The organism is Myxosarcina sp. GI1(2024), assembly GCF_053543375.1.
The window spans coordinates 815079-835966 of record NZ_JBKGTY010000001.1; the positions used below are offsets into that span (position 1 = coordinate 815079).

18 protein-coding genes, 1 pseudogene and 1 riboswitch are annotated in these 20888 nt (G+C 42.6%); of the genes and pseudogenes, 7 read left to right on the top strand and 12 right to left on the bottom strand.

Annotation, left to right across the window (positions count from 1 at the left end; all coding sequences use genetic code 11):
* Positions 1 to 53 precede the first annotated feature (53 nt).
* From ACLFKQ_RS04010 to ACLFKQ_RS04065, 12 genes and pseudogenes are all read right to left on the bottom strand, one after another.
* The gene (locus ACLFKQ_RS04010; protein ID WP_448998588.1) at positions 54 to 1112 is read right to left on the bottom strand and encodes an ABC transporter ATP-binding protein; all 1059 of its coding nucleotides are present in this window, start codon (positions 1110 to 1112) and stop codon (positions 54 to 56) included.
* On the bottom strand, positions 1076 to 1864 hold the full coding sequence (locus ACLFKQ_RS04015) for a hypothetical protein (protein WP_448998589.1): 789 nt from the start codon (positions 1862 to 1864) through the stop codon (positions 1076 to 1078). Before ACLFKQ_RS04015 ends, ACLFKQ_RS04010 begins: the two co-directional genes overlap by 37 nt.
* 154 nt (positions 1865 to 2018) lie before the next feature.
* A complete protein-coding gene (locus tag ACLFKQ_RS04020) occupies positions 2019 to 2912 on the bottom strand; it encodes a hypothetical protein (protein WP_448998590.1) in 894 nt (297 codons plus the stop codon).
* Between the two features lie 216 nt (positions 2913 to 3128).
* Positions 3129 to 3698 carry an SRPBCC family protein gene (locus tag ACLFKQ_RS04025; protein ID WP_448998591.1) on the bottom strand — a complete coding sequence of 190 codons (570 nt, stop codon included), beginning with the start codon at positions 3696 to 3698 and terminating at the stop codon, positions 3129 to 3131.
* Positions 3695 to 4018, bottom strand: a complete 324-nt coding sequence (locus ACLFKQ_RS04030; RefSeq protein ID WP_448998592.1) for an ArsR/SmtB family transcription factor — start codon at positions 4016 to 4018, stop codon at positions 3695 to 3697. The genes ACLFKQ_RS04025 and ACLFKQ_RS04030 overlap by 4 nt, the downstream gene beginning before the upstream one ends.
* A 215-nt stretch (positions 4019 to 4233) precedes the next feature.
* Positions 4234 to 5823, bottom strand: coding sequence for a peptide ligase PGM1-related protein (locus ACLFKQ_RS04035; RefSeq protein WP_448998593.1), 1590 nt, complete (start codon positions 5821 to 5823; stop codon positions 4234 to 4236).
* Positions 5824 to 6078: 255 nt separating this feature from the next.
* Positions 6079 to 8886: a cation-translocating P-type ATPase gene (locus tag ACLFKQ_RS04040; protein WP_448998594.1), complete on the bottom strand. Its 2808-nt coding sequence runs from the start codon at positions 8884 to 8886 to the stop codon at positions 6079 to 6081.
* A 73-nt stretch (positions 8887 to 8959) separates the two neighbouring features.
* On the bottom strand, positions 8960 to 9565 hold the full coding sequence (locus ACLFKQ_RS04045) for an exopolysaccharide biosynthesis protein (protein ID WP_448998595.1): 606 nt from the start codon (positions 9563 to 9565) through the stop codon (positions 8960 to 8962).
* 70 nt (positions 9566 to 9635) lie between these two features.
* On the bottom strand, positions 9636 to 10460 hold the full coding sequence (locus tag ACLFKQ_RS04050; protein WP_448998596.1) for an ABC transporter ATP-binding protein: 825 nt from the start codon (positions 10458 to 10460) through the stop codon (positions 9636 to 9638).
* A gap of 45 nt (positions 10461 to 10505) precedes the next feature.
* Positions 10506 to 11906, bottom strand: coding sequence for a CmpA/NrtA family ABC transporter substrate-binding protein (locus tag ACLFKQ_RS04055; RefSeq protein ID WP_448998597.1), 1401 nt, complete (start codon positions 11904 to 11906; stop codon positions 10506 to 10508).
* A 38-nt stretch (positions 11907 to 11944) separates the two neighbouring features.
* Positions 11945 to 12778 carry a nitrate ABC transporter permease gene (gene ntrB, locus ACLFKQ_RS04060; RefSeq protein ID WP_448998598.1) on the bottom strand — a complete coding sequence of 278 codons (834 nt, stop codon included), beginning with the start codon at positions 12776 to 12778 and terminating at the stop codon, positions 11945 to 11947.
* A gap of 86 nt (positions 12779 to 12864) precedes the next feature.
* Positions 12865 to 13020, bottom strand: a riboswitch (cyclic di-AMP (ydaO/yuaA leader).
* A 173-nt stretch (positions 13021 to 13193) separates the two neighbouring features.
* A pseudogene (locus ACLFKQ_RS04065) lies at positions 13194 to 13934 on the bottom strand (IS701 family transposase); the annotation flags it as partial.
* Positions 13935 to 14190: 256 nt separating this feature from the next.
* On the opposite strand from ACLFKQ_RS04065, the gene ACLFKQ_RS04070 reads away from it, so the two are divergent.
* The 7 genes from ACLFKQ_RS04070 to ACLFKQ_RS04100 all read left to right on the top strand — a co-directional run bounded on the left by ACLFKQ_RS04070 (position 14191) and on the right by ACLFKQ_RS04100 (position 20585).
* A complete protein-coding gene (locus ACLFKQ_RS04070; protein WP_448998599.1) occupies positions 14191 to 15225 on the top strand; it encodes a sulfate ABC transporter substrate-binding protein in 1035 nt (344 codons plus the stop codon).
* 37 nt (positions 15226 to 15262) lie between these two features.
* Positions 15263 to 15559, top strand: a complete 297-nt coding sequence (locus ACLFKQ_RS04075) for an NIL domain-containing protein (protein ID WP_448998600.1) — start codon at positions 15263 to 15265, stop codon at positions 15557 to 15559.
* Between the two features lie 51 nt (positions 15560 to 15610).
* Positions 15611 to 16447, top strand: a complete 837-nt coding sequence (cysT, locus tag ACLFKQ_RS04080; protein ID WP_448998601.1) for a sulfate ABC transporter permease subunit CysT — start codon at positions 15611 to 15613, stop codon at positions 16445 to 16447.
* Positions 16434 to 17276 (top strand): sulfate ABC transporter permease subunit CysW, encoded by an 843-nt coding sequence (cysW, locus tag ACLFKQ_RS04085; RefSeq protein WP_448998602.1) that lies wholly within the window; start codon positions 16434 to 16436, stop codon positions 17274 to 17276. The genes cysT and cysW overlap by 14 nt, the downstream gene beginning before the upstream one ends.
* A 22-nt stretch (positions 17277 to 17298) precedes the next feature.
* Positions 17299 to 18351 carry a sulfate/molybdate ABC transporter ATP-binding protein gene (locus tag ACLFKQ_RS04090; RefSeq protein WP_448998603.1) on the top strand — a complete coding sequence of 351 codons (1053 nt, stop codon included), beginning with the start codon at positions 17299 to 17301 and terminating at the stop codon, positions 18349 to 18351.
* Between the two features lie 99 nt (positions 18352 to 18450).
* Positions 18451 to 19185 carry a tRNA (adenosine(37)-N6)-threonylcarbamoyltransferase complex dimerization subunit type 1 TsaB gene (gene tsaB, locus ACLFKQ_RS04095; RefSeq protein WP_448998604.1) on the top strand — a complete coding sequence of 245 codons (735 nt, stop codon included), beginning with the start codon at positions 18451 to 18453 and terminating at the stop codon, positions 19183 to 19185.
* 110 nt (positions 19186 to 19295) lie between these two features.
* The gene (locus tag ACLFKQ_RS04100) at positions 19296 to 20585 is read left to right on the top strand and encodes a M16 family metallopeptidase (protein ID WP_448999451.1); all 1290 of its coding nucleotides are present in this window, start codon (positions 19296 to 19298) and stop codon (positions 20583 to 20585) included.
* Positions 20586 to 20888: the final 303 nt, after the last annotated feature.

A 20888-nucleotide genomic window follows, 5' to 3' on the forward strand; every position in this document is an offset into this window, starting at 1 on the left:
CGATTCTGGACTGGGTTTCAATGTCATGAAATCTTAAAATGAGAATTGCTGTATTAGATTTGATATGCTTGAGCTTGAATTTGCCACAGATGAGCATATTCTCCCTGTTTTTGTAGTAATTTTCGGTGAGTACCCAGTTCGATTAATTTGCCAGCTTTTAAAACCATAATCAGATCGCACATCAATACGGAAGCTAGGCGATGAGTAACTAAAATTGCCGTTTTACCTTTGACTAATTCTGAGAAACGGTTGTAGATTTCGTATTCGCTGCGGGGATCTAAAGCTGCTGTAGGTTCGTCTAATACTAATAGTTGCGATCGCTTTTCTCGAATAAAGGCTCTGGCAATCGCAATTTTTTGCCATTCTCCTCCAGAAAGTTCTTTGCCATCAAATTGTTTACCTAATAAGGTTTGGTATCGATCTTCGAGGCGATCAATCTTATCGGCAATTCCTGCTTTTGAAGCTGCCAGTTTTAGCTTTTCTAATTTCTCTAAAGCAGTTAAATCTCCTAAAGCAATGTTTTCTCCGACTGTCAAACTATAACGACAAAAATCTTGAAACACTACCCCTATTTGTTGTCGCCACTGGTTTAAATCTAACTTTTTCAGGTCAATGCCATCAATTAAAATTTTGCCGGCACTAGGATCGTAAAGTCGAGCCAGCAGTTTGATAATAGTTGTTTTTCCGGCGCCATTTTCTCCTACCAATGCTATGGTTTTACCTGGTTTGAGGGAAAAAGAAACTCGATCTAATGCTAGTCTGCCATCTGGATAAGTAAAAGATACATTGTCAAAGACAATTCCTGATGTGATGGGAGTGGGTATATTTTTGTCACTAAAAGTAAGCTCCATAGTTGGTTTACTGTCTAAAAATTTAAACAGACGCTCCATAAAAATTAGAGCTTCTTGCAAACCAAAAAATTCACTAAATAAAACCTGTAATCTGGTTTGAATGTAGTTTAAAGCTTGAATAAATAGCAATATATTTCCTGCGGTAATCTGGTTATTTATTGCTCGTACAACTACGCGATAAAAAGCGATCGCATTACCACTAGCACTCAAGATTTCCCAGATACTTAAGTTCCAAGCTTGCTTACCTCGTATTTTACGCATGGCTCGATATTTATCCGCAAAACTTCTTGATAGCGTTGTTTAAATAATGAACCCAATCCAAACAAACGCACCTCTTTGGCATAAGTATCGGTTAATAGTACGGAAGAATAATATTTCATTCTTCGAGACTGGGGAGATTTTCTCGTCATTGTTTTCCAAATATCCCATTGGATTTTAAAAGAGAAATAAACCTTGGGAAATGTTGTAGCCAAAAGTAATAAAGGAATCCACCAAGCCAGAGTAAATAATAAAATTAACATCGTAATCAGATTTATTAAATATTGGCAACCATTACCAAAAAACATTATAAGATTGAGTGGTTGCCGACTAACTTCCTCCTCAATTAATTGCAGTTCGTTATAAAAATTACTGTCTTTAAAATAAATTAAATCTAAGAAACTGTTGGCTTTATCCAAAATTAATAAATTTATATGGTTAGAAAGTTTATCGTTGGTATTTCTAAAACTAGCATCATGAAATGGCTCTAGAATACTCTGTAATAAAATAGCTGCTACCCAAGCAAAAACCAGAGAAAATAAGTTTACAGAATTATCTGGCTGTTGAGAACTTAAACCACTTGTCACAGCATCAACTATTTGTTTATTAATCCAAATACTGAACCCAGGAACGATACCTCGCACGAGCGTCATTAAAGTTAGAAAAGTAACTTCTTTAGAAGCAGCCTGCCAAATTAAAGGCAAAGAACGCGCCAAAATCCCCCCATACCTAACCAACAAATTCAAGTATTGCATTTTCTTTAAAATCTAGAACTCAAAACATGTTCTGCAACAGATACGAGACTGAAGTTGACAGCATTAATATCTGCCTCTTGGGGTGTCGGTGGTAAAAATATCTGCTGAGTGCAAGAACCACTTCATTCTAAATAAAACTTCGATGATATTTATTCTATAAAGGACGCTTTTTAAGCCTTTTCTCCTCTGTTAATGGTTTCCAACTGCGCTGTTGACGATTTAGCTGTTGCCTGACTTTTGATGTGTCTATTTCTGGCATATATGATTCGACTAATTCCAATGTTTCAGCTACCAGTTCTTTAAGTTGGCTAGCAGTAGCTAGAGGTTCTGTATGATAGAGACTTTCCAGACGCATATATAAGTTTTCTGGAGCGATATTCATCTGTTCGATAAACTGTCTCATGCGTTTAAACTGAAAAGTGGAGTAATACAAACGATTCAGTCCCGCCAAAACGCCAAGTAAATTTTGTCCTGCTGTCACGAGTATTTGATGTTGGAAGAGTGTTGTATCTCTGGTAGCTAGTTTTTCTCTTACCGCCCAAATTGGAAAAAAATCTAGATATTTTTCTACCATCGCCCGTGCGAGGGCATCGGGATAGTCAGCAATCTGTCTCTTCCATTGTGAAATTAATTTCTCGCCGTACACGGGAATACAGTCAAGCATTCCCGAAAGAGCTTTTTGTAGGGGAGAAGTCACGTCGAGATCTCGCAGCACCGTCGCCATTTCCTCTTGCCAAAAGCCAATGGTTACGTTGCCAATCTGGAATTGTACTCCGTCGAGATAATAAAACTCGCCAAAGTGCCCTTCTTGGTAATCGTCAAAAGTCAAAATAGGTTCGGAACCTCGATTTTGCTGACGGGCAAGCTGTAGCTTTTCTTTAGAGGGTAATTTATCGTAATAAATAAACATCTCGACATCAGAATAAAAATCTGCTTGTCCTGTAGCAGTAGACCCTGTAATCATTGCCGCTTTGGCTTCTGGGTTGACTATGTAAGCCTGTATGCTCTTTCTTGCCAATGCTAAAAGATACTGACTCGCTTCGTTCATGGCTGTTTTAATTTCATATTAAAAAGCGATTAGATTGATTTTGGTGGGTCAGGACTTACGCAGTTGAACGAAATTTCGTTGTTTGAGCAGCTAGTTTGCAACGGTAAATCTAGGTTTACAATGCTGAAGTGCGTAAGTCCTGTGGGTTACGGCTAACGAAAAATCTAACGTTATCTTCCCTCCTATATTTACGCCTAACCCACTCTACACATGGCTTTAATCTTTGTTTAACAAACAGTCTCTAAAGTTGTAACGCCTGTGGTCCTGTGGTAATTTATATTCGAGACGATAATTCCATTCCGCTTGAGAATCTCTGTAGTCAAGTGGGAAGTTTGGTTTATCTCTTATCATTCGTTGGCGTAAACTTATTTGTGATATCTGGCGATCGCAATTCAGTTCCGTCTCCTGGTATAAAAATAAGTTCGAGCTTTCAATGTCATTACGAACAACCGTTGTCGCGTATCCAGTTAGCAGATGTTTTAATTGCAGTTGCGTTCCGCCTTTGACTGGGGTTAGCGTCCAAATTACTAGTGAAGGTTGGCTCTTAACTTCATCTTGCCAGGTGTAAGCGAGGCGTTTTGGCTCGTCTAATTCTACTACCTCACAGCGAATGATGGTTTTAATTCCTGGTAAACAATTGCTTTCAAATCTGAATTTATGTCCCAAACGCGGTTTAAAGTCATTTTTCATCATCCAGGCATTTAAGATGCGGCAGTCAGTTAGAGCTTGCCAGACTTTCGGTGGTGAATGAGGATAAAAAACATTTAGCTTTATTTGCTCTCTCATGGATTGCTCTCCAAATAGTCACCCAGGACATCTAATTTCTCTTGCCAGAATTGTTCGTAACGGTCTACCCATTCCGATACCTGTTTCAAAGGCTCTGGATTTAAGCGATAGTATCGCTGTCGTCCCTCTCTTCTTTTAGTTACGAGTCCCACCTCACATAACACGCTTAGATGTTGAGAAATAGCGGGAAGAGACATTTGAAACGGTCTGGCAATCTGCTTGACGGTTCGTTCTCCCTGACGAAGTATGTCGAGGATTTCCCGTCGAGTCGGATCGGCGATCGCTGAAAACACATCAGCTTTACTACCAGTTCTGCTCATATACACTTAATTAATAGTTAAGTGTTTGCTTAAATGTCAACTATTGAAATACAGCTAAATTTGTACTTAACCGATATGAACATTGCTGTAGCTTTGGGTGAAGGTATGCATTAGTCTTTTCAGACAACCCTCGTAGATGAGGGAGGTAAAACAAAACCTTTAAACATTTTCCTTTCCCCTTTTACCAATTATTTAGCTAAAAGCTTCTCGATAAGCTATTTTTTGTCTTTGTCCCAATTAATCGGTAAGCTAGAAGCGCAATCGTGATAATTTTCGGTTTCCTTGTCTAAGACTGCTTCCACGCGTTCATAGATTTCTTGCGCTTCGTCTATAGAATTACCAATGCTGGTCAATCCTAGCTTGCCAAATTCTGACAATGCACCCATGAGGTGAAATACGCTACCCGTGCGACTACTGCTATCAAAATGAAGGCGTTTTTCGGCAATGATATCCATCAAATCGTTGGGTAGCAAACCGCAATACTGTTGTTTTTGGAGGTTATCTGTAGCGATATAGTGCTTTTCTTGGTTTTGTTGACTGAGAAACAAACCCGTATCGTAATCGAAGGTGCCGTTAGTTAGTAACTTCAGGGTCATGAAGGGATGAGTAGTACCACCTTTACGCAAATTAATTTCAATCGCCTGAATATCCCACTCCTTAGTTTCGGGATGCTGTACCGTAATAAAATCGACGCTGTAACGCTCCATGGCTCCTCTCGCGGCTAGAGCTTCTCCCACTTTAAGTCCCAAATCCTGTAGTTGGAGTCGATAGGCAGCATCGGCAGGAAAATGACAACCCATATACACTTGCCCGTCTGTTCCTCCCAATATTTGATCGTGGGTAGAGATGATTTCTACTTCTTTGGTCGGTCTGATATAGCCTTGAACGCTAGGCGATCGCTTAATCTCTCCCTCAACAAATGCCTCGACAATTGCCCCTAGTTCGGGAAGGCGCTGGGCAAAACTGTCCCAGGTTTCGCCTTCGGCTTGAAAGCTAAGCTGCTCTAATTGTTTTTCTAAAGCGTTTAGTGTCGTAGCGCGATCGCGTTTGCCGGGAGCATAATTGCGAATCGGTCGCAGATCTAGTATGGCATTACCCTCTCCTGAAAAACCTTCATTCAGCTTGACTACAATCTTATTCAGCTCGGATTGTCTCGACCAGAGATTGTATAGTTCTTTGACTAGCTCCTCGGTATTTTCCACCGTGTAGCTACCGTCTGGATGGGGAATCTGACATTCAGCAAAAATTTCTCTACTCCCGCTTTTCGAACCCCAATAAAGTAAATCGGGAGAAGCTGCCAATAACGGAATATCTAATTTCAAAGATAATCTACGCTCCAACTCGGTACAGTTATAGCAGACCATGTAAGCTTTATTCGGTCGCAGCGCACGGCGAATTTTGTCTACCAGACGGGGACGTTCTAAAATCTTTTGAGTCAGCGGTTTTAAAGAAGCATCGTAAAGACTGACTAGTAACAGGCGATCGCGAGCGTGAGAAAAAGGTATTCCGGGCAATAGTTGCAGATAATAATCGATGACAATGGGACACAGAGGTAAAGCCGTAACGTAAATTACTCTAGTGTGAGGATTACGCAATCGAATTAGGGAAAATAACAATCTCTCTTCATAGTGAAGAAATCCCGCTATTTTTTGTCCGACTTGTTGATTGACGCTGAAGGAGGGTACGACCAAAATATCATAATCATCTTGGTCGAAAAGATCGACGCTCTGCCAAAGTTCCCCTGGAATAGAGGCTTTTGTCCAATCTCGTAACCGATCTTGCAATTCTTGAAAGCGATCGCCCATATCTTTTGTCTGCTCTTGCCCTAAAATCAGCGGCTAATATTGCGGTCCTAAATCATTGATGAAAACTACTAAATATAATCATTAGATAACAAAAAACAATTTATCAAATAGTGCTCACATCTTAAATAGGATTGCTCTATATTTGCTAGTTTACAGCTTCGACTGGCTTTAACGTCGAAGTCTTCTTAATCTTGAGATGAAACTCCTTTTGTTGGTTTGGCTTGGCTCTTCCTGAGAAAAGCAGCGAAATTAGAATTAACGTCGTGCTAAAAACCAGCGTTGGAATAGTTTTTCAAATTCAATCCAAACAAACATTAGCATACTAAAACCAAAGCAAATAGATAATTCGGTAGGATTAAGTGCCAGAGTGCCAAAGAAATTTCGTAAAGGCTCGAGGTAAATTAGTAGCAATTGCAAAACAGTAGTGAGAGTCACCGCACCCAACACATAGGGATTGGAAAAAAGATTCATTTCTATAGTAAGCCTGGTATTGGAACGAACTGCTAGAGCATGTCCCATTTGAGCCAGACAAAGAGTAGTAAACACCATCGTTTTCCAACGGTCGGGAGCGTAATTATAAGACCAAACCATTAGAGCAATAGTTAGTAAAGCAAAAATAATCCCAATTCTAAGCATATACAATCCCAAACCACGAGCAAAAATGCTTTCTCTGGGGCTATAGGGAGGACGGCGCATGACATTGGGTTCGGCTGGTTCCATCGCTAAGGCTAAAGCCGGTAAACCGTCGGTAACTAGGTTCATCCAGAGAATTTGTAAGGGAGAGAGCGGAACGCCACCCAAACCCAATAGAGGAGCGGCAGCAATAGTTAACACCTCACCGATATTACTACCGAGAATATATTTAATAAAGCGACGAATATTGTCATAAACTACCCGACCTTCTTCCGTAGCCGCCACAATAGTAGCGAAGTTGTCATCCAGCAAAATCATATCGCTAGCTTCCTTGCTAACATCAGTTCCCGTAATCCCCATGGCAATGCCGATATCGGCTTGTTTGAGGGCGGGAGCATCGTTAACTCCATCACCAGTCATAGCGACAAATTCTCCCCGCTTTTGTAGTGCCTTGACAATGCGTAGTTTGTGTTCCGGTGCTACCCGAGCGTAAACGTTTACATCTTCGACGATTCGTTCTAATTCTTCCGAGGACATTACTTCTAATTCTCGTCCCGTCAGCGAGCGATCGCTCAAATTAGCAACGTCCAATCTAGCGGCGATCGCCATGGCGGTAAGGGGATGATCGCCAGTAATCATCACCGTACGAATACCTGCCTGTTTGCAACGTTGAACGGCTTCTTTGGCTTCAGTACGAGGTGCATCGAGCATTCCGACTAAACCCAACCAAATTAATTCCCGTTCGCTTTCAGCTTCTGTACCCGCCGGGGGAATTTCTGCCAGAGGTTTATAGGCAAAACCCAACACTCGTAAACCTTTGCTTGCTAAGCGATCGTTAGTTTCGAGAATTTCCTGTCTGTGTTCCTCGGCAATCGATTCTGTCTGGCGGTCAATTTGTATGCGCTCGCATCTTTCTAAAATTAATTCGAGAGAGCCTTTGGTAAACATCAGGTAGGGTAATTCCCAATCGTTGGGATTGGCTACGATGACTGACATTCGTTTGCGTTCGGAAGAAAAGGGAAACTCTCCCAAACGAGGCATTTTTAAGTCCAGTTCTTCTTTAAAAATCCCTGCTTTACCAGCTAAAGCCAGTAATGCCCCTTCTGTCGGATCTCCTAAAATCGAATAGTCGATAGTTTTTTTCGTATGGTTTTTAGTTTGCTGGAGCAAAGCATCGTTACACGCAACACAGGCTTGTAACAACCTGTTAACTTCTAACTCTCGTTCGATAGAATTGGCTTCACCAGATGCCGAAGAGGAATCGCTCTCTCGAGCGTAAAATGTTCCCGACGGTTCGTAGCCTTCCCCGCTAACGGTAAAGTGAAAAGAAGCTGTATGCACCCTCTGCACTACCATTTTGTTTTGCGTTAGAGTTCCCGTTTTATCAGAACAAATGGTAGTTACCGAACCCAAAGTCTCTACCGCAGGCAGTTTGCGAATTAAAGCCTGACGACGGATCATCTTTTGGGTTCCAATTGCCAAAGTGACAGTTACCACTGCAGGTAGTCCTTCTGGTACTACTGCTACCGCCATACTCAAAGATATTTCTAGTAGTTCGTCAAAAAATTGCCATCCCGAGCGCAATACCCCACCAACTACTACTAAAGCGACTAGAGACATCGAACCACTGACCAACACGTTACCCAGTTGGGTCATCCGTTGTTGCAGGGGAGTGGGTTCGCTTTGCACGCCTTGAATCATGGCAGCAATACGCCCGATTTCGGTTTCCATGCCCGTGCGAACTACGATCGCTTTAGCTCTACCTTGAATTATTTCTGTGCCCTGAAATACTAAGTTAACGCGATCGCCCAAGGCAATATCTTCGGCTAGAATGACATTTGCTTCTTTATTAACCGCAGTAGCTTCTCCGGTTAGGGTAGACTCGGCAATTTGCAGATTTTGTGCTTCTAGCAAACGTCCATCGGCAGCAATTTGAACTCCTGCTTCGATGAGCATGATGTCTCCTGGAATTAGTTCTTTGGCATCGACTTCTTGAGTACTGCCGTCGCGGATAACTCGCACCCGGGGAGAAGACAGACGTTTGAGAGCGGCTAAAGCTTTTTCGGCTCGACTTTCTTGAAGATAGCCCAAAACTCCGTTTAAAATGACGATGGCAAAAATCGCGGTCGCATCTTTGGGAAAGTTTTGCTCTTGCAGATCTAAAATTGCTGAAACCACGGCTACGACAATTAGCATGATCAGCATGATATTAGTAAACTGATCCCACAGGATAGTTAAAGCACTGCGTCCACCAGTTTCTTTTAGTTCATTGGCTCCGAAGTATTTTTGTCTTCGAGCTACCTCATCGCCAGACAATCCGCGCTCGGGATCGCTTTGCAATAATCCAGTAGTTTGTTCGAGCGCGATCGCGTGCCAAGGCTGGTTAATTTTGGGCATAGCAACCGCGTCAGAAGTAGTCGGAAAATTCATATTTTATTTTGCTTATTAAAAAAATTAGGCTGGAGCAAACGCCACTCTACTTTCTTATTCGGAATGATATAAATTATTTAAAAAGATTAGGTAGTAAATGAGGAGCTTGCCAGAGTGCATAACCAATAAATAGAAAAAATAGGGTGTTGACTAGGGTTAAAAAATAACCGATGCACATCACTAAGCCGTCGGCTTCTATAATAGCTATTGCCAAGAGCAAAATTGTCCCGGCAGGCAAAGGGTTAGTAAAAGGAATTGGTAACATCAGTAAGATTGATAGCCAAGCAATACAAAAACCGTTGCTTCTCCAAGTGTAAGAATTAGTAGCTACTGGTTTCCAACGCGGACGCACGATTTTTTCTAACCAGACCGTGAGGGTTCGGACATTTTTTAATAATTGCTGGCTGAAGCTACGGGGAAATTTAAACTTAGCCACTCGTTGCGGTAGCCAAGGGGATTTCCTACCTAGTGCCATTTGTCCTCCTAATAGCAAACAGCCAAGTCCTAGTACGCCAGACAAACCCGGAGGCATCGGAAATAAAAAAGGTAATACTAATAAGCCAATAATCAAACTAAAACTTCGTTCGGCGGTTTCTTGGAGAACTTCAGTCAGAGTTATTGGTTTAGTAGTCAATTTTGTAAGTAAAAGTTCGATCTCCCGAGAGAACTTAAGTGGCATCTTTGTTCATCCTTACTGACAGTCGGTCAGTAGATTTAAAACTAACTAGATTTAAGCATCGCTAATTTAATTATTGATACTGTTCTAGAAAGTCTAAAGCTCGATTGCGCAGTTCGTAATAATCTGGTGATTCTTGAATGGCATGGCGATCGCGAGGATGGGGAAAAGGTACGGTCAGAATTTCGCCAATATTGGCTTCTGGTCCATTAGTCATCAAAATAATGCTATCGGACATATAAATTGCCTCATCCACATCATGGGTAATCATCATTACCGCTTGTCGGTGACTTTCCCAAATTGCCAATACCTGAGCTTGTAACTTCCTTTTGGTCAAAGCATCCAAGGCACCAAAAGGTTCGTCCATCAATAACATTTTCGGACGAGTAATTAAAGCGCGAGCAATTCCTACTCGTTGTTTCATCCCTCCCGAAATTTCATCGGGATATCTATCGGCAGCTTCAGTTAGATTGACCATTGCTATATGTTCGTTAATTAAGCTGGTTTTTTCAGCGCGACTAGCTTTGGTCAGAACCTCATTTACTGCCAGACGAATGTTCTCTTTAACCGTCAGCCAAGGTAAGAGAGCATAATTTTGAAAAACCATCATGCGATCGGCACCAGGCTTACGAATTTCTTTGCCTTCTAAGGTTACTAGCCCCGAAGTTGGTTTATCTAAACCAGCAATAATTCTCAATAAAGTTGATTTGCCACAACCAGAATGACCGATGACCGAAATATATTCTTGCGCCCCAATAGTTAAATTAATTCCGTCGAGAATCACAGTGCGACTGCCGTCAGGTTTGGAATAAGCTTTGACTAAATTTTCGATGACCAAAAATTCTTCTTGGCAGCGGTCTTCAACAAGACTGTTGGTAGCAGTATGATAATGGTACATTGGAAAACTCCTGTGAAAAAATAGAATCAATTATTAGCAAAAGAATTAAGACATAAAAAATGAGCGCGGTGCATTAGCTCGAATCTTAAAGCTGTTGAGATAGGCGACAGGTTCGCTAGGATCGAAGGCTTTATTATCGATAAATGCTTCTGCTGGCTCGATTTTGTAATCTTCTGTCGGACATTCAATACCCATTTCGGCGGCAATTTCACGATACAAGTCAGTCCGCCAGGCTTGACGGGCAATTTTATCTGCATTTTGGGGAAATCGTTCTACTTGTTGCCAGCGTACTGCTTGAGTTAGTAGCCACAAGTTTTGGGACTGCCACAAAAACGTAGAATGATCGTGGAAAACGCTAGAAACTGTTCCAGGAAGATCGAAAAATAAAGTAGTTTCCAAACTTTTAACAATTCGCCGCTGGTCATCAAAACCGCCATAGTTGTAGTCGCCGACAATTCCCGCTCTAGTTATTTTGGGTTCTGCACCCGTAAAAGAACGTCCGGAGATAATTTGAACTACTTCTTCGCGATTTTCTGGTTTACTGCAATATTGACAGCCTTCTATCAGTGCCTTGACGAGAGAACGATAGGTTTTGGGATTTTCATCGATAAATGATTCCATCACTGCCAAAACGCGATCGGGATGTCCCCGCCAGATTTCCCTACCTTGAGCGAAAGTAAACCCGATGCCCTCATTTCCAGAAATTGCCCGAGTATTCCAAGGTTCTGCGACCATATAACCCTGCATCGCACCAATTCGCATATTGGTAACCATTTGCGGTGGCGGCGTAATCATAATGCGAAACTCTTCGACGGGATCTAAACCAGTAGCGGCAATTAGATAACGAGTAAAATATTCATAAATTGACGAACTCAATACTACTGCCCAAGCTCTTTTTTCTGGAGGAGCTTGACGAAAATAACTATCGAAATCTCGTCCTAGCTGCTCTAAATCTCCTCGATAATCTTGCCAGGGACGAATCCCAGCATTCCACAATTCCTTACTCAAAGTCATGGCGTTACCGTGACGGTGGATCGTCATGGCAGCACATAAGGGAGCTTTTCGCGCTCCTTCTGCTCCCACTCTAGCGTTCATCACCGCACCAGAAACTACGGGAGCGGCATCTAGGCGACCGAAAATTACTCCATCGCGAGAGTTAGCCCAACTAGCCTCACGGCTGAGGGTAACATTTAAGCCATACTTGCGAAATAAACCTTTTTCCCACGCTACAGCTAAAGGAGCGCAGTCGTTCACGGGAACGTAGCCAATAGTCAAATTGGGCTTTTCTAAACTTTCTGGTCTGACAACTGGTTCCACTGCTAGAGCGGGTTTAGTTAGACTTGACGTAGTACGACTATTGCTATTGATACAGGCAGAAACTGCGATCGCCGAGGCACTCGCCCCTAAGCCTCGTAACAAGGCTCTTCGGGTTAGCTTATGATTCATTAAAAAAATTCTCCAGCTTAGCTAAATAGACTCGGCAACTAAGAACTAGCGGGACGATGGGTTATCCAAGTTTGCAATAAACTCAAAAGGTAATCGAGGATTAAACCCGTCACACCAATGACAAATACAGCCAAAAATACCGAACTCAGATTGAGGCGACTCCATTCATCCCAAACAAAAAAACCAATACCGATACCACCTGTCAGCATTTCTACCGCCACAATTACTAACCAAGCGACACCCAAACTAATCCGCAAACCGATAAAAATATAGGGCAAGCTGGCTGGCAGAATAATCTTAAAGATCTTTTTCCAGGTGGGCATTTCTAGCATTCGCGCCACATCTTGATAGTCTTTAGGCACGCTAGCGACACCCATCGCGGTATTGATAATCGTAGACCAGAGAGAAGTAATAAAAATTACAAAGATTGCGGACGGATTAGCAAGATTGAAAATAGCTAGGGCGATCGGCAACCATGCTAGGGGTGATACGGGTTTGAGGATTTGGATTAGTGGGTTGATTGCCAGCATCGCCGCTCGGGACATCCCAATTAAAAACCCTACGGGAATTGCTACTGCAGCCCCGATTAAAAACCCAATAATTACCCTTCTCAAACTTGCCAACAATAACCAACCGAATCCTAAATCTCCAGGTCCCCGACGATAAAAAGGATGAAAGATATAGTCTAAATTTTCGATTAAAGCTTCTGGTGGCGTGGGCATCAGTTCGTGACGGAGTAGCGCGATCGCCCACCAAACCAAAATTAATCCTAAAAAACCCGCTGCTGGTAATAAAACCGTATCTCGAATTACCACGGGCTTAATTTGCTTCCACGCTAGTTCCCCAGCAACAGCAAGAATAGACAAATTCACGATAAATAACCCCCATGTTTCAGGAATTCACACGACTAAACTGTATGATTCAGGAACACTGATGAGGGTAAATTGCTATTTTCCCTTCAGTTTCCTCTCAACGCCGACGAGGTTAGCTGACGGGCTAGGACTGAGAGTGTCCCTCTCTACATTTTTCTATAGAGATACGCCCCGAATGTGGGTCCCCCGTTCTTTGGTTTGCTAAATTGCTCTAGTTAACAAAGATTAGGCATAGTAATGAAGTTTAATTTTGTTTTTTGGATTCTATGTAAGTAAACAGATAGATATTAAAGCCCTAATGTAGGATTTATTTCTACCTCAAAACATAGATTCAATAATTATATAACAAAAATTTACGACTGTGTCCCTAAAAACAAAATTTTGGCGATCGCTAGTAACGTTTAACGATCGGGAGTTACGCAGTTGGCGAGAGAGTTAACCAGGGAGAAGCCAAATAGGAGCGTACCGCCTCGCGTAGAATGCTAGTTTTAGCTTCATACCAACTAATGCCCGTCTTGAACCAGTGAATTTCTAAGCGCAGGAAAGCGCGTAATAGCTAAACCAATGTGGTTGCGCTGTGCACGGGAGGAACGAACCTGTGCCCGCTCAACACCACAACACTGTTTCAGCCCTCGGTGATATTCTTCGAGCGCCCACTCAAACTCAGCATACTGTAATCGATGAAGAGGAGTTATCTGAAGGTCATTGGTAGCCCAGTAATCAGTGTCACCGTCTGTAGCAACTATCTTGAATACTTTGATTAAGCCATAACCTTTAAGATGAACCACAGTTCCCGTTTCACTTAAATCAACTTCATCTACCCGACGATTGCCAAGGCGATCGGGGTTGACCAAACGATTGCGCTTCAGTCGGGTCAACCAAGTCCAACCATAACTGCGAATTAGCTCGAGATTGTCTAAGGCACTGAACCCCAGCTATTCCTAGCCACGCAACTTGGCGTAAAACCTCGTTTTCTTGCCGTTTGCAGCATGTTCCGGAAGTGGTCATTTTTGGTAGCTCCGTCAACCACTTTTTCATAAAGTCGGTAGTCGCAGGGGATGTGTTTGTCCCCATTTGTCCAGAGCATCGTTGTGAGATTGATGCCTTTAACTACTCGTCCATGCTTGCCCGACCACTGCCAGCTCACCAATTCCATTTTTACAGAAATTCAACTTTATTTTCAAATGCATACGGGTAGCCGCAACTGCTAATAGGCAGTGCTGCTGGCAATAATTTATAGTTTTTCATCGTTCAAAAATACATGACATTTTAAATTGAATTTTAAAACATTTAAGATACAATTTAGATTAATTCACAACTCATTGGTAATTAAACTTCTCATTCTTCAGGAGGAACTCTACATGATTTGGATTCAATACGCTAGTCAGCCACTGTGATCGCTGCCAAGATCTGTGGGTTTGACCTTGTCGGGAATTTTTTTGGGCTGGATAAATACCGCTTGTAATCCCATCGATAACAGCAATGTTGCTGCAGATAACTCCATAAATCTCACTTTGGTTTCCTATGCTGTAACTAAAACTGCTTATGAAAAAATACTTCCCATGTTTGTCGAGCAGTGGGAAGAACAGACCGGTCAAACCGTTACCTTCGACCAAAGCTATGGCGGCTCTGGTTCGCAAACTCGTGCGGTCATTGATGGACTAGAAGCCGATATAGTTGCGTTAGCACTAGCACTAGACATCCAAAAGATTGAAGAAGCAGGATTAATCGAACCAAGTTGGGAGCAAGAATTACCCAATGATTCTATCGTGCACAAATCCGTTGCAGCACTGGTCATTCGTGACGAAAGCTTAAAAGTAAGCCAATGGTCAGATCTGGCTCGTAGTGATATTGAAGTAATTACCGCTAACCCCAAAACTTCTGGTGGTGCGAGGTGGAACTTTTTAGCTTTATGGGGTTCTGTTACCCAAGCTGGAGGAACAGAGCAACAGGCTGAAAATTTTGTCGAAAAAGTTTATCGTAATGTCCCCGTACTTCCCAAAGACGCACGTGAAGCTACTGATGTGTTCTATAAACAGAGACAGGGAAAAGTATTAATTAACTATGAAAATGAAGTACTTTTGGCAGAACATCAGGGAAACACTAGTCTGCCCTACGTAATTCCAACAGACTACAACGTTTCTATTGACAATCCCGTTGCCGTGGTCGATACCAATGTAGATGAACGTGGTACCCGTGAAGTAGCAGAAGCATTTGTTGAATTTCTCTATACTCCCGAAGCACAGCGAGAGTTTGCTCGTGTCGGATTCCGTCCAGTAGATGAAACCGTGGCAGCAGAGTTTGCCGACCAATATCCCAAAGTCGACAAGCTTTTTAATATTGAAGATTTAGGTGGTTGGAACAAAGTTCAAACCAAATTTTTTGCCGATAAAGCAGTTTTTGACAAAATCCAAGAAAAAATTGCCACAGACAATACAACCAAATAACACCGCGAGTGATTTTCGTATTAGGAGATTTTTAACGATGCAGAAGCTCATTCAACACGAGGGGAAACTAAACAGCAATCGACTGATGCAAACCCGCATTAAAATCCAAATTCCCCAACGATATCATCGAGAACCCGTAATTGCCAATCTTAGTTACCAACACGGCTTGAAGGTAAATATTGCTGGTGCTTTGTTAGGGATTGATGCCGATGGAGATGGCTGGTTCGATCTCGAACTTTATGGCACTCAATCCCAAATCGATAGTGCCTTAATTTATCTTTCAGATTTGAACGTCAGATTTTGGCATGAAACGACAGAACTAGATGGCTGGTAACCTCGTGCCGACAAACCATCTATTTGTAAACCACCAAATTAAATCTGCGCCATGACTAATTATCCATTCCCATCTCGCTCGAAACTGTCTTCGATTTCACTACCTTGGGCGATAACGGCATTTTACCTGATAACCTTCTTGATGTTGCCGCTCGCTGCATTAACCAGTAAATCCCTAACTGTTGGCTGGGAAGAATTCTGGCAAATTGCCACCGACAAAATTGCCCTGTCTGCCTACAACGTCACCTTCATCACTGCTCTTTTAGCTTCCCTAATTAACGGTTTGATGGGAACTCTGGTTGCCTGGGTACTGGTGCGCTACGAGTTTACTGGCAAAAAACTCATAGATGGGATCGTAGATTTACCCTTTGCCCTACCGACTGCGGTAGCAGGGGTAGTATTAGCCACAGTGTATAGCGAAACAGGCTGGATCGGACAAGTTTTTGCTCCTTTCGGGATTAAAATTGCTTTCACTCGCTTGGGAGTATTGGTGGCGATGATTTTTATCTCTTTACCATTTGTCGTCCGTACTCTCCAGCCCGTACTAGAAGAGATGGATATAGCAGTAGAAGAAACCTCGCGATCGCTCGGTGCGTCCGAGCTACAGACCTTCTGGCGATTATTATTGCCGCCTTTAATACCGCCAATCTTGACAGGAGTTGCTCTGGGTTTTTCTAGAGCGGTAGGGGAATATGGCTCGGTAGTAATTATTGCTTCTAACGTTCCTTTTCAAGATCTTATTGCACCCGTTTTAGTATTCCAAAAGCTGGAGCAGTACGATTATGCAGGAGCGACAGTTATTGGGACGGTGCTGCTGCTGGTATCGCTGACGATACTGCTAGTAATCAACGGTTTGCAACAGTGGGGTCGTCGCTATGCTACTGATTAAAACAATTGTCAAAACTAGACCGCAAGAGCTTTCTGCAGCGGGAATTTTAATCGGTATTGCTCTGTTTTATCTGCTGCTGGTGTTGTTTATACCAGCCATAGCGGTATTCTACCAAGCCTTTCGTTTGGGATTAGAGCCATTTCTCAACGCATTTAATACCAGAGAATTCCTCAACGCTACGGGATTGACCATAATTGTTGCAGCGATGGCCGTTCCCCTAAATACTCTGTTCGGACTGTGTGCGGCTTGGGTAATTGCTCGCAATCGATTTCGGGGTCGTACCTTACTTCTAAGTATTATCGATCTACCTTTTTCCATCTCTCCCGTCGTCGCTGGGTTAGCTCTAGTATTGCTTTACGGACGTAATGGCTGGTTTGGTTCCTGGCTCGAAAGTGTCAATTTTAAAGTTGTCTTTGCCCTTCCAGGAATGGTATTAGCAACTATGTTCGTCACTTTACCTTTTGTGGCGCGAGAAGTCATTCCGGTTCTAGAGGCAACAAGATTAGATGAAGAAAAAGCTGGCAAAACCTTAGGCGCAAACGACTGGCAAATTTTCTGGCGAATCACCTTACCCAATATCCGCTGGGGTTTACTGTACGGAATTTTGCTGACTAACGCCAGAGCAATGGGGGAATTTGGGGCAGTTGCAGTGATCTCAGGCAGTATTATCGGGCGGACTCAAACCTTACCCATCTTCGTCGAGCAGACATATAAGAATTACCAGACACAAGCTGCCTTTGGAGCAGCGGCAATTTTGGCATTACTTGCAGTAATTACGCTAATTCTCAAAGAAATTTTAGAATGTCGCACACACGTAGTTAAAAAATAAAACCATAAGAGGTATAACACAGATGAGCATTTTGGTTAAAGGTGTTTCTAAACAGTTTGGTAACTTTCAGGCTTTAGAAAAAGTAACCCTAGAAGTAAAAAAAGGTTTGGTCGTGTCATTACTAGGACCTTCTGGCTCTGGAAAATCGACACTTTTGCGAGTTATCGCTGGCTTAGAATTGCCAGATACGGGACGAGTTGTAATTAACGGTCGAGATGCAACTAATCTCGATGTTCGCAGACGTAATATCGGCTTCGTCTTCCAACACTATGCCCTGTTTAAACATTTGACAATTCGCCAAAATATTGGATTTGGTTTGGAGATTCGCAAACAGCCTCGCAAACTTATCGACCGCAAAGTTGAGGAACTACTAGAGTTAATTCAGCTACAGGGTTTAGGTGCTCGCTATCCCGCCCAACTTTCTGGGGGTCAACAGCAACGAGTTGCCCTCGCTCGCGCCCTTGCCACCCAATCCCAAGTTTTATTATTAGACGAACCTTTTGGAGCATTAGACGCGAAAGTACGCAAACAGCTCCGTGCCTGGCTGAGACAACTACACGATGAGGTTCATGTCACCAGCATTTTTGTCACTCACGACCAAGAAGAAGCCATGGAAGTAGCTGATGAAATCGTGGTGATGAATCAAGGTAAAATCGAACAAGTAGGAACTCCTGCCGAAATCTACGACCGACCTGTTACGCCTTTCGTGATGAGTTTTGTCGGAGAGGTTAATGTATTACCTAGTACGGCATATTTATTCCGGCACCACGATCGCGATTCTCCCCCATCTCAAGTATTTATTCGTCCTCACGAACTCGAAGTCTCTACAGTTGCTAATGTCAGTAGCACAGAAGCTATAGTCAAGCGGATCGTCCATTTAGGTAAGGAAGTGCAAGCAGAATTAGCTCTACCAGATAAATTAGCTGTAACAGCCCATTTTAGTCGGGAAAAGTTTGCTCGCTTAAATCTGCGACCATGTCAGCGAGTGTTTATTCAACCACAAAATGCCAGATTTTTTGATTTGGAAAGATCTCAGCAAGAAAACTTTGCCGTTAGCTGGTGCGATTTTGCATAGGATACATCAGTTAAGTAGAGCGTCATCTTATAAATAAAAGGATTAAGAAAATTGACAACCATTGTAAGCTACTGAATTCTTTCTTCGATCGCCCCGAAGTTGGAAGCAAAAGAAGTCTTTGCCCTGAAAATAGAGATCGCTCCAGTAGTGCTATATTTATTTATTCACCAAGCCTATGTTGAAAACTTTGAATTTTTTAAAATGTCTTTTGTAAATAAATATGCTCTGGGGTTACATACTACTACACCTCAACTAGGTATAGCTATAGATAATCGTTTGGGCGATCGCCGAGCGCAAACTTGGAATTTGGGGCGAGATTTAGCATCTCATTTGCACCTCTATCTTCAAGAAATGCTTCAGCCCCAGACTTGGCAAGATCTAAAATATATCGCCGTAGCTAAGGGACCTGGAGGTTTTACGGGAACTAGAATCGGTGTAGTTACCGCACGTACTTTAGCCCAACAGCTAAACATTCCCTTATTTGGTATTTCTACCCTAGCTGCTATAGCTTTTGCTTTCGCACAAAACCATAATTCAAAGGAACTTATGGCGGTTCAAATGCCAGCCAGACAAGGACAACTATTTGTAGCTATTTATCAATTAGATTCCCCAAGAAAGACTTTAAAAGTGCATGTGGAAGATACAACCATGGTCCCAGAAAGTTGGCGAGAGACTTTGATTAATTTAGCCGAGTCATACCAATTAATAGAAGCTCCAGAAAATTTGGCAACCACAGTTACCACTTTGATAGAACTCGCCAATCTACAATGGCAACAGCGAAAAGTTTCTCAGTGGTGGGAAGTCGTACCTTTTTACGGTCAAAGTCCAATTTAAATTACAGACGGTTTTGATTCATCTAAATTAGTGTCAGAATGTAAAAACGTGTCGAGACGATTTTACTGCCTCGATCGCCATTAAAATTTAATTTGCCCTATTCTTTGAGAATGACCTCTAATCTCACAACTCAAACGCGACTCAATGCTCCTACTATTCATCAACTCGATAATGGTCTGACCATAATTGCGGAACAGATGTCGGTAGAAGCAGTCAATTTAAATGTGTGGCTCAATGTCGGTTCGTGCCAAGAAGCTGATGAAATTAACGGCATGGCACATTTTTTAGAACACATGGTGTTTAAAGGCACACCGAGTCTAAAAATAGGAGAATTCGAGCGTCTGATTGAAGCAAGAGGTGCAGTTACCAATGCCGCTACCAGTCAGGATTACACTCACTACTACATCACTACTGCTCCTAAAGATTTTGCCGAACTAGCACCGCTACAGCTAGATGTAACATTAAATCCGAGCCTTGAAGACGAAGCTTTCGAGCGAGAAAAATTAGTCATTTTAGAAGAAATTCGGCGTTCGGAAGATAATCCCAGTCGGCGTACTTTCTATCGTGCCATGGAAACCTGTTTTCAAACACTCCCCTATCGTCGTCCAGTGTTGGGTCCTGCTTCGGTAATTGCTAATTTGCGATCGCAGCAGATGCGCGATTTTCATGCTTCTCGGTATCAGCCTGAAGCGATGACGGTAGTAGCAGTAGGTAACCTACCCGCACCCCAACTCATCGATATTATTGGTGAAAGATTATCAGTAACCACCGCTGATGCTGGTACGACCAAAGAACGACGGCAAGCTACTCGCTCTCTGGTAGCCGAACCTCCTTTTAATGAAATCGTGCGTCGCGAATACATCGATAACAGCTTACAACAGGCGCGACTGGTAATGATGTGGCGCGTACCGGGAATGATGGAATTAGAGAGCACTTATCCCTTAGACATCTTATCGGCAATTTTGGGACAGGGAAAAGTTTCGCGGCTGTATCGAAACTTGAGAGAAGAAAGAGGTTTGGTTTCTCACATCGGTGTGAGCAACATGACTCAAACCCATCAAGGAGTATTTTATGTCTCAGCACGATTGCCGGCAGAAAACATTGCTACGGTAGAAAGAGCGATCGCCGAACACCTGCAAACAATTCGTACCGAACCGATTTCCGAACCAGAAATTGCTCGAATTCGCACTCAAGTAGCCAATCGCTTTATCTTTGCCAACGAAAGACCGAGCGATCGCGCCAATCTTTACGGTTATTATTATTCTCAACTCCAAGATTTAGCTCCAGCTTTAAATTATCCCCAACACATTCAAGCAGTAACCGCAGCCGATTTACAGCTTACGGCTCGACAATATCTCGATCCCAACGCCTACGGTATTGTAGTGATGAAACCAGAATGATGACAATAGTAGTGTGTCCACATGGTTTTGATAGGTATTTTTCTCAAGTCAAATAAATTCCCTTTAACCTTGTATCTTAAAAGATGTAGTAGACCGTTGGTCAATTTTTAATTGACAAAACAATAGAGGTATTTAGCCGCAACCACGGGAGAACTAATTATATCAAGTCCGGATAATCACTTACAACAAAATTTGTTTGTGCAACTATCTTTTTCCCCTCCTGCCCTATGCCTTCTGGAGTGGCGGGGACTCGAATCGCGTTCGAGTCCTTGAAAGCCCCGTCCTCCTGCCTTATCTTTTCCA